Annotated in this window: 15 protein-coding genes and 1 pseudogene; 15 read left to right on the top strand and 1 reads right to left on the bottom strand. The window is 40.3% G+C overall.

Annotated features, from left to right (window positions below; all coding sequences use genetic code 11):
* Window positions 1–123: 123 nt before the first annotated feature.
* The 13 genes and pseudogenes from AC0L4E_RS04530 to AC0L4E_RS04590 all read left to right on the top strand — a co-directional run bounded on the left by AC0L4E_RS04530 (window position 124) and on the right by AC0L4E_RS04590 (window position 13,840).
* Window positions 124–1,053: a polyprenyl-phosphate transporter gene (locus AC0L4E_RS04530; RefSeq protein ID WP_473678193.1), complete on the top strand. Its 930-nt coding sequence runs from the start codon at window positions 124–126 to the stop codon at window positions 1,051–1,053.
* Between the two features lie 238 nt (window positions 1,054–1,291).
* Window positions 1,292–2,251: a YbgA family protein gene (locus tag AC0L4E_RS04535; RefSeq protein WP_473678194.1), complete on the top strand. Its 960-nt coding sequence runs from the start codon at window positions 1,292–1,294 to the stop codon at window positions 2,249–2,251.
* 179 nt (window positions 2,252–2,430) lie between these two features.
* Window positions 2,431–3,956, top strand: a pseudogene (locus tag AC0L4E_RS04540) (cryptochrome/photolyase family protein).
* A gap of 248 nt (window positions 3,957–4,204) precedes the next feature.
* On the top strand, window positions 4,205–5,416 hold the full coding sequence (locus AC0L4E_RS04545) for an NnrS family protein (RefSeq protein ID WP_473678195.1): 1,212 nt from the start codon (window positions 4,205–4,207) through the stop codon (window positions 5,414–5,416).
* Window positions 5,417–5,473: 57 nt separating this feature from the next.
* Complete coding sequence (locus AC0L4E_RS04550) at window positions 5,474–6,874, top strand: ammonia-forming cytochrome c nitrite reductase subunit c552 (protein WP_473681520.1); 1,401 nt, start codon at window positions 5,474–5,476, stop codon at window positions 6,872–6,874.
* A 305-nt stretch (window positions 6,875–7,179) separates the two neighbouring features.
* A complete protein-coding gene (locus tag AC0L4E_RS04555; RefSeq protein ID WP_473678196.1) occupies window positions 7,180–7,725 on the top strand; it encodes a nuclear transport factor 2 family protein in 546 nt (181 codons plus the stop codon).
* The gene (locus tag AC0L4E_RS04560; protein WP_473678197.1) at window positions 7,722–8,513 is read left to right on the top strand and encodes an SDR family NAD(P)-dependent oxidoreductase; all 792 of its coding nucleotides are present in this window, start codon (window positions 7,722–7,724) and stop codon (window positions 8,511–8,513) included. The genes AC0L4E_RS04555 and AC0L4E_RS04560 overlap by 4 nt, the downstream gene beginning before the upstream one ends.
* 71 nt (window positions 8,514–8,584) lie before the next feature.
* A complete protein-coding gene (locus AC0L4E_RS04565) occupies window positions 8,585–9,853 on the top strand; it encodes an NAD(P)/FAD-dependent oxidoreductase (RefSeq protein ID WP_473678198.1) in 1,269 nt (422 codons plus the stop codon).
* Window positions 9,850–10,668, top strand: coding sequence for a DUF1365 domain-containing protein (locus tag AC0L4E_RS04570; protein WP_473678199.1), 819 nt, complete (start codon window positions 9,850–9,852; stop codon window positions 10,666–10,668). Before AC0L4E_RS04565 ends, AC0L4E_RS04570 begins: the two co-directional genes overlap by 4 nt.
* Window positions 10,669–10,744: 76 nt before the next feature.
* Window positions 10,745–12,016, top strand: coding sequence for a class I SAM-dependent methyltransferase (locus AC0L4E_RS04575; RefSeq protein WP_473678200.1), 1,272 nt, complete (start codon window positions 10,745–10,747; stop codon window positions 12,014–12,016).
* Window positions 12,017–12,019: 3 nt separating this feature from the next.
* The gene (locus AC0L4E_RS04580; protein ID WP_473678201.1) at window positions 12,020–12,544 is read left to right on the top strand and encodes a DUF2878 domain-containing protein; all 525 of its coding nucleotides are present in this window, start codon (window positions 12,020–12,022) and stop codon (window positions 12,542–12,544) included.
* A gap of 1 nt (window position 12,545) precedes the next feature.
* Entirely contained in the window at window positions 12,546–13,295 is a 750-nt protein-coding gene (locus tag AC0L4E_RS04585) for a chalcone isomerase family protein (protein ID WP_473678202.1), read from the top strand.
* The gene (locus AC0L4E_RS04590; protein ID WP_473678203.1) at window positions 13,295–13,840 is read left to right on the top strand and encodes a DUF3833 domain-containing protein; all 546 of its coding nucleotides are present in this window, start codon (window positions 13,295–13,297) and stop codon (window positions 13,838–13,840) included. The genes AC0L4E_RS04585 and AC0L4E_RS04590 overlap by 1 nt, the downstream gene beginning before the upstream one ends.
* Window positions 13,841–13,903: 63 nt before the next feature.
* Here the strand turns inward: AC0L4E_RS04590 and AC0L4E_RS04595 are convergent, their stop codons facing one another.
* Complete coding sequence (locus tag AC0L4E_RS04595) at window positions 13,904–14,248, bottom strand: DUF3634 family protein (protein WP_220751628.1); 345 nt, start codon at window positions 14,246–14,248, stop codon at window positions 13,904–13,906.
* Window positions 14,249–14,738: 490 nt separating this feature from the next.
* Between AC0L4E_RS04595 and AC0L4E_RS04600 the strand changes: the two genes are divergently transcribed.
* The gene (locus AC0L4E_RS04600) at window positions 14,739–16,190 is read left to right on the top strand and encodes an NAD-dependent succinate-semialdehyde dehydrogenase (protein ID WP_473681522.1); all 1,452 of its coding nucleotides are present in this window, start codon (window positions 14,739–14,741) and stop codon (window positions 16,188–16,190) included.
* A 216-nt stretch (window positions 16,191–16,406) separates the two neighbouring features.
* Window positions 16,407–17,138 carry a DUF599 domain-containing protein gene (locus AC0L4E_RS04605; protein WP_473678204.1) on the top strand — a complete coding sequence of 244 codons (732 nt, stop codon included), beginning with the start codon at window positions 16,407–16,409 and terminating at the stop codon, window positions 17,136–17,138.
* Window positions 17,139–17,194: the final 56 nt, after the last annotated feature.

The raw sequence follows: 17,194 nt of genomic DNA on the forward strand, positions 1-17,194 counted from the left end.
TTAGTTTCAGGCAAAGTTGCAGGTATAATTCGGCTAAACACTTTTTGGCACTTCTGACAGTTTTGTTTGTCACAGCACCAGATAATTAAAATTTAGTTTCAGATGTTTGATTAAGGATTGGCTTTGCAGCAACTATTAAATTATTTCAAGGGAATGGCGATGGGCGCAGCTGATGTTGTGCCTGGTGTATCGGGCGGCACCATTGCTTTTATTACTGGGATTTTAGAGCCTTTGTTAGATGGGATTAAAAAGATTAATCCGTCGCTATTCGGCATTGTGAAACAACAAGGTGTTAAAGCTGCGTTTATGCACATTAATGGCCCATTTTTGGTGGCCGTCTTCGGCGGGATCCTCACTAGTATATTTAGCCTTGCTAAGCTTATTTCATGGTTGTTAACTAATCACCCTGTACCAGTTTGGTCGTTCTTTTTTGGCTTAATCTTGTTTTCTGTTATTCACATGCTTAAACAAGTCAAAAGTATCAACCTATTACGTTGTGTCTTATTCGTTTTAGGTGTTGCCTTTGCGTGGTTTATTACGGTATTAAATCCAATAGAGTTGGATGCTGGTTACCTTAATTTCTTCTTTGCTGGTTGTATCGCGATTTGTGCGATGATTTTACCGGGCATTTCCGGCAGCTTCATTTTATTACTATTAGGGCTATACCCTGCGGTGCTCGCTGCTGCAAGAAGCTTTGATATTGTGCTACTTGCTTGTTTTGCTCTTGGCTGTGTCGTCGGGCTATTAAGCTTTAGCCATGTGTTATCGGCCATGTTACGTAAATACCATGATGAAACTTTGCTATTTCTAACGGGATTAATGCTAGGCACGCTGGGTAAAATTTGGCCTTGGAAAGAAGTACTGACTTGGCGTGAAAACTCCAAAGGCGAGCAAGTGCCTTTATTGGAGCAAAATATTTCTCCGATGCAGTTTGAGCAATTAACAGGTCATTCATCGCAATTAGCGGCTGCCATCGCTTGTTTATTGTTGGGAATAGGCTTAGTTTGGGGGTTAGAGAAATTTGGCGAGCGTTCAGCTCAAAAAGCGTCTTAATTTACCTTAACCTATCCTAAACTCTTAATTTACTGGCTTTGACCAGCCAGTAAATTCTTTTGTGATTAATGCTGCACACCCTCTCTACCATTCTTCAAACTCAATCATTTCAAGATAACAAAATAAAAATAATTCTTTTTATTAAAATTTAATGAGTTAAAGGCTAATATCAATAGGCACAAGTGATCTGAAAACCATTACAGCACGTAATGTTGTTTAAGCCACAAGGAGTCCTATCGTGAATAAAGAAGTCTTTAATCCTGAAAAAATACAAATCGGTATCAGCAGCTGCCTATTAGGTCAAAAAGTACGTTTTGACGGCGGCCATAAAAACTCAAATTACTGCAATATCGACCTCGCCCCATTTTTTGACTACATCAGTGTCTGTCCTGAAATGGCTATAGGTATGGGCGCTCCTCGTAAGACTATTCGTCAAGAGCTCGACGGCGATAAAATTTATTTAAAAAGTGCCGATGGCAGTATTGATGTCACCGATAAACTTGAAGAGTACAGTAAAAAACGAGTTGGTGAACTCAACTTTATTGGTGGTTATATTCTTTGTGCTAAGTCCCCAACTTGCGGAATGGAGCGGGTGATTGAATACAAGTATGGCACCAATAATGGTACTAAAAGTGGCGTGGGTGTATTTGCAAAAAAATTGATGGATACTTACCCAGAGTTACCAGTGGAAGAAGAGGGGCGCTTGCATGATCCAGTGATTAAAGAAAACTTTATCACTCGAGTATATGCCTATCATGAGTGGCATACCTTGCAAGCTGCAGGCTGGACCAAGCATAAACTCATGCAGTTTCATGCGCGTTATAAGTACCTTTTAATGGCTCATAGCCCTCAATGGTATCGTGATTTAGGGCCGATTTTAGCGAACATTGATGATCTTGATGCCACAGCCCAAACCTATTTTGTTGGTTTTATGACGGCGTTAAAAATTAAAGCGACCCGTAAAAACCACACCAGCACTCTGCAACATATTCAAGGGTACTTTAAAAAGCACCTGTCAAAAGAGCAGAAGCAAGAGCTGACTGAATCAATCATGAAGTACCGTGAAGGGCTACTGCCTTTACTTGTACCTATCACACTGATTAACCATTATTTACGAGAATATCCTACTCCGTATATTGAAGGGCAGGTTTATCTTAATCCACATCCTGAAGCGCTAAGACTTCGTTACGCTTACTAGTTAAGCTTTTTACTCAACCTAAAACTTGGTAATGCAGATTGACGTTGATAAACAGCGACGTCTATCTGTAACCCTGCTGATATAATTTTTTTGTTGATACGTATTTGTTGATACGTATTTGTTGATACGTATTTGTTGATAGTTATTTGTTGAAAAATATTGCTGTTATTGAGGTCGCAATGATGAAAACTCTGATTTGGTTTAGGCAAGATTTACGTCTTGCTGACAATCTAGCTGTTTGTGAAGCTATTGAATTTGCAATGCGACAATCAGCGTCACAAGAGAAAGCTTCAGCTCAAGTCGAGGCGTTATACATAGTCAGCCCTGAGCAATGGCAAAGCCATGATGTTGCGGCAATTCAAATAGATTTTATTGAACGTCATTTGAATATTTTGGCGCAAGGGTTAGCCGCACTAGGGGTCAAACTCAATGTGGTTACATTACCTTGGTTTGATGATGTAATGGATTGGATGCCAAGTTTTTTGGCCGATAATCAGATTGAGCAAGTCTTTGCGAGCCAAGAGCCTGAATTTAATGAGCGTAAACGAGATCAGCAATTGCTGGATATTGGTTTGCCCATCACTTTTGTTGCTCAAGATTGCATTATTAATGCAGGCGAGGTGAACAATCTAGCAGGGCAGATGTATAAAGTTTTCACGCCTTTTTCTAAAAAATGGCGTGAGATAGCGGCAAGTAAAATGATCATGCCTTTATCCGTTCCTAGCCCTATCGGTGCAGCGCTTCCCCCACCTGCTACTATCAATTTTGATGCAGATAAACGTTCAAGTAAATTGTGGCGAGCCGGTGAAGGCGAAGCGAAACGAATACTTACTCAATTTTGCCAGAATCATATTCAAGACTATCAACTCGAACGGGATTTCCCTGCGCTAGACAACACCAGTAAATTATCACCTTACTTAGCGATTGGAGTGATTAGTGCCAAGCAATGTTTAGTTGCTGCGTTAAATCATTACCCTGAAGCGCTGGTGGACGACACCAGTCCTGCTAAAACTTGGGTCAATGAACTAGCGTGGCGAGAGTTTTATCGTCATTTGTTAGTCGCTTTTCCACGCCTTTCAAAAGGTAAAAGCTTCAATGAAAAAGGCGACTATGTACTATGGCGAAACGATAAAACTGAATTTGCGGCATGGTGTGAAGGGCGCACGGGTTATCCAATCGTTGATGCCGCGATGAGGCAACTTAATCAAACGGGTTGGATGCACAATCGTTTAAGAATGGTCGTAGCGAGTTTCCTGACCAAACACTTACTGATTGATTGGCGTTGGGGGAGAAATATTTTAGACAACAACTTATTGATGGTGACTTAGCTGCAAACAATGGCGGTTGGCAATGGTCTGCAGGTACAGGTTGCGACGCTCAACCTTATTTTAGAGTGTTTAACCCGATGAATCAGAGCAGTAAATTTGATCCTGATGCCAGCTTTATTAAACGATTTGTGCCCGAATTATCGAATCAACCGCTAAAAGCTATTCATCAGCCGCTATTTGTTGAAGGATCTAGTGATTCTGCGCTTGATACAATGGACTTATTTTCTGCAGACTCTGTAGAAGTCCGCTTTGAAGCGGCTAGCGCTGTAAGCAACAGTTCAGCTGAGGCTTCAAATGCTGCGTATCCATTACCGATTGTGGAGCATAGTTCTGCACGAAAACGCGCCATTGAGGTGTTAAGTTCGCTAAAGCGTTAGCGTTGTGAAAGGACAATAAGCCGCAACCGTATAGACATGTAGCATCTTTCTCAAACCTGCTTACACAAACCACCTTAGGGTGGTTTTTTATTGAGCTATTTTTGGTCACATACTTTGCGAGAGATCACAGATTCAGCTAGGTTAATAAGACTATTCATTTTTTATGATTGCTGGATGAGAGATAACAACATACAATAAACATATATTTTAAATGCATCTTTAATTTTTATTAAAAAGGTTTGATAACTATGCTAAATATTGATGACCCAGCTGAAACTGAAAAAACCGCAGCAATATGGCGATTAGCATTCAGACCTTTTTTCTTAGGTGGTGCAGCTTTGGCGATGTTGTACATCCCACTATGGTTAATGGGCTGGTATACACCTGAGTACAGTTTATTTAACAGTAACTTTTGGTCGAATGTATTGCCGTTATGGTGGCATCCTCATGAGCTACTATTTGGTTTTGCTATGGCGATTGTGTGCGGCTTCTTGCTCACAGCAGTACAAACCTGGACTAATCAACCCAGCCTAAAAGGCCCCACTCTTGCCATCACATTCGGTAGTTGGTTGCTAGCAAGGCTGTTACTGCTACTGCCTTTTGATATCCCATTATATTTTCCTGCATTATTCGACAGTATATTTCTAGGCATTGCTGCTTTTACTATGTGGCGCTGTGTTTATCGCGTTAAGCAATGGCAAAATATCGGTTTTTCGATCATGCTTACAGTAGCCTTGATTGTTAATCTTGTGAGTTATTACGCATTACAAGAACGTAATTTCATTTTAGCTAATCAAATATGGCAAGGAATGTTATTTTGGCTGGCACTGTTGATTACCATTGTGGGAGGAAGAGTTATTCCTTTCTTCACTGCAATGCGAGTTAAGCAAACCAAAGCTGAACCGATTTTTGCTTTAGAAAAAAGCCTATTGGTATTAATGATTACACTGGTTGTGCAAGCCATTTTTAAAGTTTTCCCTATGGCAGTTGAACAAGTGTTATTGTTCAGCGCTGGTATGTTGCATTTGATTCGAATAAGCCGCTGGTTGCCTCATAAAACATTGAAAGAGCCAATGCTGTGGTCGCTGCACTTATCATATTTATCTTTACCCATCGCTTTGTTGGGCTTAGGTTGGTTTATTAATAATGAATTTGCCTACCGAAGTTTATTACACTTATTTGCCATAGGTTGCTTAGCTTCATTGTGTTTATCAATGATTTCTAGAGTATCTCTTGGGCATACCAGCAGAAATATATATCAAGGCCCGAATATGGTATTGGCCTTTGCCAGTTTACCCATTGCCGCTTTATTGCGTGCGGTAATGCCGTTGATATTCCCTGCGCAAACCCAAACTTGGTTATGGTTAGCGGGTGGATTTTGGTTTTTAGCTTTTGGACTTTTTGTTTGGCATTACAGTCCAATTTTATCCCGTCCTCGAATTGATGGACGTCCAGGTTGATAACAACATTATGTTATCGAACCATTTTTGATGATTTTTAAAGGAAGAGTTGTGAATATGCAATTAGCATTGTTTGCTAAAAAATACATAGCAGTTAGCCGATTAAGCAAGCGTGTTAGCACTATCTTAATGTCTATTTTAGGTGCTACAACCTGTGCAACAGCCATTGCCAAAGCTGACGTTAACGAAGCTAAGTTTCCTGACCAATTTAAAACTTGGGCTGAGACTGAAGAGCAAACAGAACGTGAAGATATGCTTGCTAGTTACCCTGCCAATATTATTTTATGGGCGGGCTCTTCTTTTGCTAAAGAATATCACAGCCCTCGTGGTCACCAATTTGCAGTGGCTGATGTCACCCAAACATTACGAACTGGCGTGCCACCAAAAGAGGGTGAAAAGGGCACTTCAGCCAGTTGTTGGACTTGTAAAACACCTGATGCACCTCGTCTAATTAAAGAAATGGGCTTTGAAGGATACTCTGCGTCTAACTTTACTGATTTAGGCACTGAAATTAACAGTGTGGTTTATTGTACAGACTGTCATGTAGACGGCAGTGCTGACTTAGCTTTACCACGTCCTCATGCACAAGATGCGATGAAGAAAACTGGGATACCTTTTGATAAACAAGATGTGTCGATGCAAGGCGCGCAAGTGTGTGGTCAATGTCATGTGACCTATTACTTCCAGCCAGAAAAAAGTAATGTGGTAAACATGCCATGGATTTTCGGTAGTGACACTGACAATATCCTGAAGTACTACGATACTCGCCGTTTTTACGAGTGGATCCACCCAATTTCGAAAACACCAATATTAAAAGCGCGTCATCCTGAGTTTGAGCACTGGAGCCGCAGTAAGCATGCTGAAGCGAATGTGACCTGTATTACCTGTCATATGCCAGTTGAAGAAAATGCCAAAGGCGAAGAATTTACCAACCATAAAGTTGATAAAGCACTGCCGCATTTTGATAAAACCTGTATCGGGTGTCACGAAAGTAAAGAAGAGATTACAGCCAAGCTAGATGCTGATAAGCATGAAATTGAAACCATGGCGCGTGAAGTTGAAGGCTTATTGGTTAAAGCTCACTATGAAGCTAAGGCTGCATGGGATGCAGGTGCTAACTGGGAACAAATGAACAGTGCAATTATGGCTATTCGTCATGGTCAATGGCATTGGGACTTTGCAATGGCATCTCACGGATTATATGCACATAACCCAGATGAAGGTCGCATGTTGCTTACTCGAGCCACTTCACAAGCTAAAATGGCACGAGCAGTGTTAGCTCAAGTGTTAGAAGGCTTAAAAGTGACTAAGGTTGAATACCCTGATATTAGCTCTAAAGAGTCTGCACATGCAGCTGTGGGGATTAATGAAGCAAAATTGTCTGAAGCTAAGCAAATGTTTATTAAGGATGAAGTTGAAAAACACTGGAATCCAATTGCCGTAAGAGGTTATAAGTAACTCTTAGCTAAGATATTGTTAGATGATAATGCTGTTATTGAACATTAAATAACGGTTTAGTTTTGAAAAAGCGTATAGAGAAATCTATACGCTTTTTTTTGATCTGTTGTTGGCGAATAGGCGTATTGACCGTTAAATAAATTATTTAATTCTTGTTTGATTATTTTTAAGACAAATCCCTCAACTAAGATTAATATTAATAGATAACTACTCGTTTTTATTGTTAAAAAGCTGAAGTGACAAGCTTGTTGAATAATAATAAAAAATAAACAAGATGTTTAAAGAGATGGTTCAAGGAGAGTTAAATGCACAGTAGCACTAATCTTGTTAGTGAAATGCCTGAGCCGATGAGCTTCGATGAGCGTGCGCAGCCGCAAATCATTGATGACTTCATTAGCATGTATCAGCAGCTTAACAAAGATACTTTGCACCTTTTAAGTCAGGTATATAGTAACAATATTGTGTTCCAAGACCCTCTGCACAAAGTAGAAGGGCTGGTTAATCTGAGCAATTATTTTGCCAACCTCTATGAAAACGTAGATTCGATATCATTTGATATACAGCAAGTGAATGTTTCCCTGTCACTGCCTCAATCCCAATTACAAGCAAAACCACAGTCGCAACTAGAAGCAGAGCAACAGTCACAAGCCTCAGTATTTTGGGAAATGACTTACAGCCATAGCAAGCTTAATAGCGGTCGTGAGATTCATGTGGAAGGGATGAGTCATCTTATTTTCACTGACAAAATTATTTCTCATCGTGATTACTTTGACCTTGGTCAGATGCTTTATGAACCATTTCCTTTATTAGGCAAGCTTATCCAAATGGTTAAGTCTAAGGCATCCTCATGACAGCTGATATCCAAGCAAAAACCAATGAAGCTAGCCAGGTATCGAACTCTAAAGCTGCGGTACTAATAACTGGAGCAAGTTCTGGTATCGGTCTCGCACTAGCAATGAAGTACGTTGACCAAGGATATCAGGTGTTCGCTTGTGGGCGTAATGAGCAATCACTGCAAAATATCAAAGGAGCATATCCGCTTGTTTTTGATATTAATGATAAAAATCAAATTGAAAACGCTGCTCAGCGACTTAAAGAAGCGTTAGTGATGACTCACTGTAAACTTAATATGGTGATATTGAATGCTGGCAGTTGTGAGTATATAGATGATCCTGTTCAGTTCGACGGAGCTCTATTTGAGCGGGTAATTCAAACCAATGTCGTGTCAATGGGTTATTGCTTACAGCACTTTTTACCTTTAATTGCGACTAACGGTAGACTTGGATTAATGAGTTCAAGCGCAACTTATTTACCCTTTCCAAGAGCTGAAGCCTACGGAGCATCAAAGGCTGCAGTTAACTACCTTGCCTGCAGTCTACGATTAGATTTGAAAGCTCACAATATTGGCGTGAGTGTCATCTGTCCAGGTTTTGTGAAAACGCCATTAACGGACAAAAATGACTTTGCTATGCCAATGCAGATTAGTGCAGATATCGCCGCTGACGAAATCGTTAATGGCATGAACAAAGGCCGAAATGAAATTCATTTTCCAAAGCGTTTTACCTTAATACTAAAGCTTTTATCTTGTTTGCCTAACGCGATAATTAACAGCTTACTTAGCCCAAAGCCTAATAATTGAACTGAGTGAAAGCCGTAAACGAATCTAATAAATCGATAATAATTATAAAGATAACAGCCTGAAGGATTAATATGAAAAAAATTGCCGTAGTCGGATCAGGGATATCAGGGTTAACATGCGCCCATTTACTAAGCGAGCTGCATGAGGTCACTGTATTTGAAGCTAATGATTACATTGGTGGTCATACTGCAACAATTGATGTTGAAGTTGCAGGAAAACCTTACGCGATTGATAGTGGATTTATTGTGTTCAATGACAGAACTTATCCTAGATTTCAGAAGCTAATGGCGCGCCTAGACATTAAGTCATTACCGACCGAAATGAGCTTTAGTGTACAAAACACTAAAACGGGGCTTGAGTACAATGGTCACACGCTTTGGAGTATGTTCGCTCAACGCCGTAATTTATTAAAACCCGATTTTTATCGTTTTTTAGCAGAGATCGTTAAATTTAATAATCAATGCAAAGGAATTTATGAAGCCGAAGATTATCAAATTGAATCCTTGGGCGAGTTTTTAGATAAAGAAGGGTTTTCTGATTTTTTCAGTGAGCATTATATTCTGCCGATGGGCGCGGCGATATGGTCTGCCAGCATCAACGACATGCGCGCGTTTTCATTGCGGTTCTTTATCCGCTTCTTCCACCATCATGGATTACTCAATATTAGCGACCGTCCACAATGGTATGTCCTTGAAGGGGGCTCACGCAGCTATATTCCTGCCCTTATCAAACCATTTAAAGAACGTCTATTTTTGAACTCTGGGGTGACTTCCATTGAGCGCAAAGCTGATGGGGTTAATATCCGTATTAATAATGGTGAAGTGCAATATTTTGACGAAGTAGTGCTGGCTTGCCACAGTGATCAAGCACTGGCTATGTTAACTGATGCCTCTGAAGATGAGCAGCAAGTGTTAGGCGCAATGGCCTATCAAAATAACGAAGTGGTGTTGCATACCGATATTGGTTTATTGCCTAAGCGAAAAGCAGCTTGGGCCAGTTGGAATTATCGTCTTGAAGGGGTTGATGCTGCAGATATAGCCAACAAGCCTGCGAGCGTGACCTATAACATGAATATTTTACAGCGCTTACCAAAAGATGCGCCTACATTTTGTGTCACCCTTAATCAGACTGATCTGATTGATAGCAGCAAGATATTACGTAAATTTAATTATGCCCATCCGGTATTCAATGAAGCCAGTATGAATGCCCAAAAAGAACGCTCGCGTATTTGTGGTGTGCGGCACACGCATTTTGCTGGAGCATATTGGTATAACGGCTTCCATGAGGACGGTGTACGCAGTGGCTTAGATGTCTGTAATAACTTTGGCATTAGCTTATGATTGCAGATTTAAGTGACTGCCCTAGCCAATTTAGCAGTGGCATTTACCAAGGGGAAGTGAGCCACAGACGCTTCACCCCTAAATCTCATAGCTTTAGTTATGACATGGCACTGATGGCGATAAATCTTGATGAAATCAGTCAACTTGAAAAAGTGAGCCGGTTATTTGGCATGTCAAAATGGTCGTTACTTAAATTTAAACCGCAAGATTACCTCAATAGCTTAGCGAGTCAGTTTGAGGAGCAAGCGGTTGAACAATTAGAAACTGAAAACAGCATTTTGTCGCCAGCTGCAGCACTTAAACAACGTGTGATGTGGACCATTAAGCAGCTTGGGGCCAAGTTTGATTGTGATGAAGTTATATTTGCTGGTCAAATTAGGCATTTTGGCTTTTATTTTAGTCCTGTTAACTTCTATTTTTGTTATCAAGCTGGCCAGCCGATATATATGCTCGCGGAAGTCAGTAATACCCCGTGGGATCAACGCCATTGTTATTTAGTTGATATTCAAGATACTCAAACCACAGACAAAGTATTTCATGTTTCACCTTTTTTAAACCTCGACATGCATTATCAATGGAAAATTGTCCCCCCTAGTAAACGTCTTAATGTCACTATTAAAAATCGCGATGATGATAATAAAAAGCTGTTTGATGCCAGCTTACATTTACAGCGTAAGCCGTTTAGTTCGGCCAATGTCAGGCAGATGCTGACTGCTTTTCCTGTGATGACAATGAAAATCATGTGGGGTATTTATTGGCAAGCGCTCAAGTTATTTGTCAAAAAAATCCCTTTTGTGGCACACCCTCAAAGTTAAATTAAACCAAAAGCCATATTGTTACGTATTGAAACCCAATCGATATAAAAGCATTAAGTAGGAAGCGGAGAGATACATGGAAAATACAGCAACGAATGCAAGCTTAGTACAAGCGACTATCTCAGACGGTTTTGCAAAGAAGATTTTATTACGTGCATTACAACATCTCTCTGGTGGCTATTTAACAATAGTTAGCTCTGACGGCAAAGCCGCTGCTGAGCAAAGCCTTTCTTTTGGTGATTTTGACTCCGATTTACATGCAACTATTCAAGTCTCTCACCCGAGTTTTTATAAACAGATTATCTGGGGCGGCTCTATTGGAGCAGGTGAAGCTTATATTCAAGGTCACTGGTCTAGTCCTGATTTAACAAAGGTGGTTCAGCTGTTTGCGCGCAACCTTGCATTGTTAGATAACATTGAGCGTTACTTTTCATGGTTTAGTGTTGGCATGAACCGACTCACTCATGTGTTCAATCGTAACTCCGCAGAGGGTTCTAAACGTAATATTTTGGCACACTATGATTTGGGTAATGCAATGTATGAGCAGTTCTTAGATAAAGAAATGCTTTATTCAAGTGCACTATATCCTCACAGCGGAGCAAGCCTAGAAGAAGCGCAGCTGCATAAACTACATACCATTTGTGAGCGCTTAGATTTAAAACCAGGTCAGACTTTATTAGAAGTTGGTACAGGTTGGGGAGCTTTAGCTATATACGCCGCCAAGCATTTTGATGTCGATGTAACAACCACAACTATATCTGATGCTCAGTATGACTATGCTGTTGCGAGAGTGGCACAAGAAGGCCTTGGCGATAAAGTCACCCTGTTAAAAGAAGATTACCGTTTGCTAACGGGCGAATACGACAGAGTGGTTTCAATTGAAATGATCGAAGCGGTTGGGCATGAATACCTACCTGGATTTTTTAAGAAGCTAGAAACCTTGTTAAAACCAGAAGGACGCATGTTAATCCAAGCTATTACCATAGCTGATCAGCGCTACGACAGTTACCGTAAAGGCGTTGATTTCATTCAGCGCTACATATTCCCTGGTGGTTGTTTACCGTCGGTGAGTGAGATGAATAAGCACATCGCCAAGCAGACAGATATGGTGGTTTGGTCCATAGATGATATGGGCAAAGATTATGCACAAACCCTTAATCAGTGGCATGAACGTTTTGATAAGGCGCAACAACAGATTAAGCAGTTAGGCTATGGTGATGATTTCATCCGCATGTGGAAATTTTACCTGAGCTATTGTGAGGGTGGATTTTTAGAACGTACCACCAGTACAGTGCACCTTGTTGCGGTGCGTCCTCAATATCGCACCACTTTAGCAAGTGGCGCTTAAATCATGACTTTATCTGGCCATACTAACATCATTAACGCTTGTGCTTTTCAAGTGATTTGGTGGGCCGGAGTGCTTGCAGGAAATCAGTTAGTTGTTATTCCTGCCTTATTGATTGTTTGGCATTTTATCGTCAGTAAGCAAAAAAGACATGACGTAAAAGTGATGTTTACTTGCGGTTTGTTAGGTGTACTTGTTGACTCTTTACTGACCATATCAGGTTTTTTTGAGTTTGCTGTATTCCCGCTATGGCTCGGATTACTTTGGGGCTATTTTGCTATTTCATTGAACTACAGCTTGGGGTTATTTAATCATTTACCCATCGCTGCACAATCTTTGTTGGGCGGAATATTTGGCAGTTTGAGTTACATCGGTGGAGCTAACCTCGGCGCCGTTGAATTACCACATGGGTTACTGTTTTCGGCGCTAGGATTATTTTTCATTTGGAGCTTATTGTTTCCGATGTTACTGCAGTTAGCCAAGATTATTGGTTTGAAGCATTCTAGAACCGTATTTGAAAAGAGTATTTAGTATGAGTTTTAGTGAAGATATTACTCAAATTGAGGAAAACGTTATGCTGAATAGTCATGTGTCGCTGAGCAAGGTTAAATTGCCTTTTAGCGGGTTGCTATGTTCACTAAGGTTAACAAGACTACTCGTAGTGGCTAGTTCATTGGTTTTTATTACACCAATTACTTTTGCTGAAAATATAGCAGACATTTCTTCATTAGCTGAACCGCAGGTTACAGAGTCATCAACAAGCACTTCACCTGCAAATCCACTAATAAAAAGTGACACACTCAGCCAAACACAACTCCTAGGCTCTGCTCAAAGTGAAGCCTCATTCGATACCATGCAAATGGTAGGTGAGGCCGATATGGATTTACTTTGGTTTTCAATCTACAGCGCCAAGTTGATGTCTGTAGACGGAGAATATAAGCAGAATCAATTTCCGTTAAAACTTGAGATTGAATATCACCGCGATATCCAAGCCGAAGATTTAATTGAAGCCACCGTAGACCAATGGCAACACATAGGCATCGATAATCAAGATATAGCAAGATTACAGCAGCAAATTGAGCAAGCATGGCCTGATGTAAAAGAAGGCGATAAGTTGAGTTTTATGATGCACAATCAAAATCTAGGGCAATTTTATTTCAATGACCAAGCTCTCCCTATTATTCAAGAGCCAGGTTTTGCCGCAGCATTTTTAGATATTTGGTTGTCTGAGCAAACAAGCAGACCGGAACTTCGTCAAGAGTTGATTGGAGCCTCTAAATAATGAAAAAAATCAGCCAAATTAAATCCTATTGCTTAGTGGTGTTAGCTGCATTGACACTAATGTCTTGTTCATCAGCATCTATAGAAGATTATGACAAAACCACGCCAATACTAAACCTACAGACATTCTTTGACGGTAATCTAACCGCTGCAGGTATCGTGCAGGATTTCTCTGGCACGGTAACACGCAAGTTTACGGTAACTATGGAAGCGAGTTGGCAAGGCAATAAAGGTATCATCGATGAGCGCTTTATTTACGATGATGGCGAGAAGCAAACACGTATTTGGCACATTACAGACTTAGGTAACGGTAAGTATGAAGGTACGGCCAATGATATTACTGGCATAGCCACAGGTGAAGCCAAGGGAAGTGCACTTCGCTGGGCTTACGAGATGAATTTAGTCGTGGATGATTCAGAATACGAAGTCTATTTCGATGATTGGATGTTTTTAGTCGATGACAATACCATCATTAATAAAAGTGACATCATTAAGTTTGGTGTGACAGTGGCGCAAGTTACCTTAGTGATTCAAAAACAACCTTAAGGTAACGAACGCTAGATTATCTGAGTAATTTATCTGAGTAATATCAGGTTGCCAGTCTTTAGTTCAGCCTTTTAACTTAGAGTTATCAGGTTGTTTTTTATCATAATACTCAAACGGAAATACGTTTCTAATACGCTGGGTCAGTTTATCTCCCACGTTAGCTGAAACATGTAACCTGACATCACCTAGTTTCTCAGCTCTGATGGTACATGTTAGCTTTTCCGCTTTGGCGATAGCTTTACACTCACGAGAGAAACGTTCAGGTATTTTTCCTGAATGTCTATTAAGTTTTCCATCCTTAAAATGCATCTCAAATATTTTTAACCCTCGAGACCCTGAAAAAATAAGTTTGTAGGCGATAACGAAAAAAACCAGTACAAAGAATACTTTAAAACCCATTTCAACCATGCTTAATTCCTTCTGTAAAACAACTTCTTCAATATTTAAGATACTCTGCTGTCTCAAGAATGCAATTTTATTTGTAGCTTTCAAACCCAGTTCACACTTGTTATTTCTATCTCGAAACTGAAATCGAGCTTGGTGGACTTATTATCGATAAATACTGCAATGTTGGTTAGAGGTTGTAGATTTTTCGTGGTTGTTATTAACAGCTAATTTTGCGCAGATGACTTTTTATTCAGATAGCTGTTTTATTTAGATGACTTTTTATTTAGATGACTTTTTATTTAGATGGCTTTTAATTAGATGACTTTTTATTTAGATGATAATGCAGTAATCCACCTTCCTTGAGTAACGTGTTTTTATTTCGAATGAAATCTAGGCAGCAAAGTTCAACATCTATAGTCTCCAAATATAAAAGGCTTAACTTAAGCTAATGCTGAGCTTATTATTAGCCAATATAGATTCGTTAGTAGATTTAACACTAGGGACAGATGCGATGACATCACTACATGATATATCGATTTTTCGACAACAAGCCTTTATCAATGGTGAGTGGTGTGATGCCAATTCTGCGAAGACCGAACAAGTGATTAATCCCGCGACTAACGAGATCATTGGCTCGGTTCCACAAATGGGCGTTAAAGAAACGAATCAAGCAGTGATAGCAGCCCAAGCTGCATTAGCCCCTTGGCAAGCCCTAACGGCTAAAGAGCGTCAAACTGTATTAATGAAATGGCATTCACTTATTCAAGCTCACGCTGAAGAGTTAGCGCTGATTATGACGCTAGAGCAAGGCAAACCTCTTGCTGAAGCTAAAGGCGAGGTGGCATATGGCGCCTCGTTTATTGAATGGTTTGCTGAAGAGGCAAAACGCGTTTACGGTGAAACCATTCCAGGGCACCAGCCTGATAAACGGATTTCGGTAATTAAACAAGCTATCGGGGTTACTGCTGCAATTACGCCATGGAATTTCCCATTTGCTATGATAACTCGTAAGGCTGCTCCGGCTTTAGCCGCAGGTTGCACCATGATAGTCAAACCTGCTCCTGATACACCTTTTACTGCTTTAGCATTAGCAGAACTTGCTCAAAGAGCTGGGATTCCTGCAGGTGTGTTTAATGTTATTACGGGTGAGGCTAAGTCAATTGGTGAGGTGTTGTGCAGTAGTAAAGTGGTTAGAAAGCTGTCTTTTACTGGCTCAACAGCGGTTGGAGTTAAGTTGATGCAGCAATGTGCCCCTACAATCAAAAAGCTGTCTTTAGAGTTAGGTGGCAATGCGCCATTTATTGTTTTTAATGATGCCGATATTGATGCGGCCGTAATTGGTGCTATTCAAGCTAAATATCGAAATGCAGGGCAAACTTGTGTGTGTGCCAACCGAATTTATGTTCAGTCAGGTGTGATTAAGGAATTTACCGAGAAGTTTGTTGATGCGGTTACTAAGTTAAAAGTAGCTAATGGTGTCGATGCTGATAGCGTTATAGGCCCATTAATTAACCAAGCTGCTGTTGATAAAGTGCTTTCGCATATTCAAGATGCAGTGGCTTTAGGTGGTGAAGTGCTGTTAGGCGGTAACAGGCACGAGCTTGGTGATCATTTCTTTGAACCCACAATCATTGGTAATGCTAATCAGCAAATGAAATTAGCAGCTGAAGAAACCTTTGGGCCGGTAGCGCCTATTTTTGAGTTTGATAATGAAGCACAAGTGATAGCAATGGCCAATGATACTGTCTTTGGTTTAGCGGCTTATTTTTATGGCAGAGATATCGGCTTGGTTTATCGGGTGTCTGAAGCATTAGAGTTTGGCATGGTAGGAGTGAACACAGGTTTAATTTCAACGGAAGTTGCACCATTTGGCGGAATTAAGTCCTCTGGTATTGGCCGTGAAGGTTCAAGACACGGATTAGAGGAGTATTTAGAGATGAAGTACGTTTGTTTATCGATTTAGGTGCTTGGTTTAAACTTTTGATTCAGTTCCTTAATTTAGTCTCTTAATCTAGACACTTGATTTAGATAATCAATTTAAGTAATCAATCTAGGCCCTTGATTTAGAGACTGAGAAATGTGTATTTGTGGGAAAATACGTCTAATTTCTTAATCACTATTTATGCCTTATGCGATGTGATGCATAATTAACCATACTTGAAATAATACATTGAGAACTATGCTTTTTTCCTTACTCGATATTTTGGCGTTAACTTGCTTTTTTTCTTGCTGGATGGGTTACACCATATTTGCCCGTAAGAAAGCTAAAAATACTGACTGTATTGCCCGCTGCTTACACCAACATCGCATCCATTGGATGTCTGAAGTAATGAAAAAAGAAGTTCGAGTTGGTGAAGCATCGCTGCTAGCAAACTTAGAACGCAACATTGCCTTTTTTGCTTCGACAACCTTACTGGTTTTAGCGGGTGTGTTAACCCTATTCGCGCAAGTTGAACGCCTTGAAGATGTGATCAGCTCAATCCCATTTGCCGCAGAGCCAAACCATGCGTTAGTTCAGGTTAAACTGGCATTGCTGGCTGGTATTTTTGTTTTGGCATTTTTCCAGTTTACTTGGTCGATGCGCCAGTACGGTTTTCTAAATGTGATGATAGGTGCTGCGCCAATTGATCCAACTGGGATGGATAAAAATTTAGCTGCTTATTCGCGCCAAATGGCCACTGTGGGCGATCAAGCCGCTCACTCATACAATTACGGCCTTAGATCCTATTACTTCTCTATGGCAGCTTTGTGTTGGTTTTGGAATCCATTGTTACTGATTTTTGCCAGCTTGCTGGTGGTATATACCTTGTATCGTCGTGAGTTTAAATCTCGTGCTGTAAAAGCCATTACAGCGGCTCAAACACATTTAGAGATTGCTCAATCACTGAAAGAAAAACAGCATCAAAATTAAACTAACTGCTGCTAATCTTAATAACGCTTAATATTCTTTATAATCATTGCTTTGTG

Source organism: Shewanella sp. GJ50-10 (genome assembly GCF_055808815.1).

Excerpts from the sequence above, each read along its gene's own strand:
- AC0L4E_RS04590 (WP_473678203.1), top strand. The coding sequence starts at position 13,295 with ATGAAAAAAATCAGCCAAATTAAATCCTATTGCTTAGTGGTGTTAGCT.
- AC0L4E_RS04580 (WP_473678201.1), top strand. The coding sequence starts at position 12,020 with ATGACTTTATCTGGCCATACTAACATCATTAACGCTTGTGCTTTTCAA.
- AC0L4E_RS04600 (WP_473681522.1), top strand. The coding sequence starts at position 14,739 with ATGACATCACTACATGATATATCGATTTTTCGACAACAAGCCTTTATC.
- AC0L4E_RS04550 (WP_473681520.1), top strand. The coding sequence starts at position 5,474 with ATGCAATTAGCATTGTTTGCTAAAAAATACATAGCAGTTAGCCGATTA.
- AC0L4E_RS04605 (WP_473678204.1), top strand. The coding sequence starts at position 16,407 with ATGCTTTTTTCCTTACTCGATATTTTGGCGTTAACTTGCTTTTTTTCT.
- AC0L4E_RS04560 (WP_473678197.1), top strand. The coding sequence starts at position 7,722 with ATGACAGCTGATATCCAAGCAAAAACCAATGAAGCTAGCCAGGTATCG.
- AC0L4E_RS04570 (WP_473678199.1), top strand. The coding sequence starts at position 9,850 with ATGATTGCAGATTTAAGTGACTGCCCTAGCCAATTTAGCAGTGGCATT.
- AC0L4E_RS04595 (WP_220751628.1), bottom strand. The coding sequence starts at position 14,248 with ATGGTTGAAATGGGTTTTAAAGTATTCTTTGTACTGGTTTTTTTCGTT.
- AC0L4E_RS04585 (WP_473678202.1), top strand. The coding sequence starts at position 12,546 with ATGAGTTTTAGTGAAGATATTACTCAAATTGAGGAAAACGTTATGCTG.
- AC0L4E_RS04555 (WP_473678196.1), top strand. The coding sequence starts at position 7,180 with ATGCACAGTAGCACTAATCTTGTTAGTGAAATGCCTGAGCCGATGAGC.
- AC0L4E_RS04565 (WP_473678198.1), top strand. The coding sequence starts at position 8,585 with ATGAAAAAAATTGCCGTAGTCGGATCAGGGATATCAGGGTTAACATGC.
- AC0L4E_RS04545 (WP_473678195.1), top strand. The coding sequence starts at position 4,205 with ATGCTAAATATTGATGACCCAGCTGAAACTGAAAAAACCGCAGCAATA.
- AC0L4E_RS04575 (WP_473678200.1), top strand. The coding sequence starts at position 10,745 with ATGGAAAATACAGCAACGAATGCAAGCTTAGTACAAGCGACTATCTCA.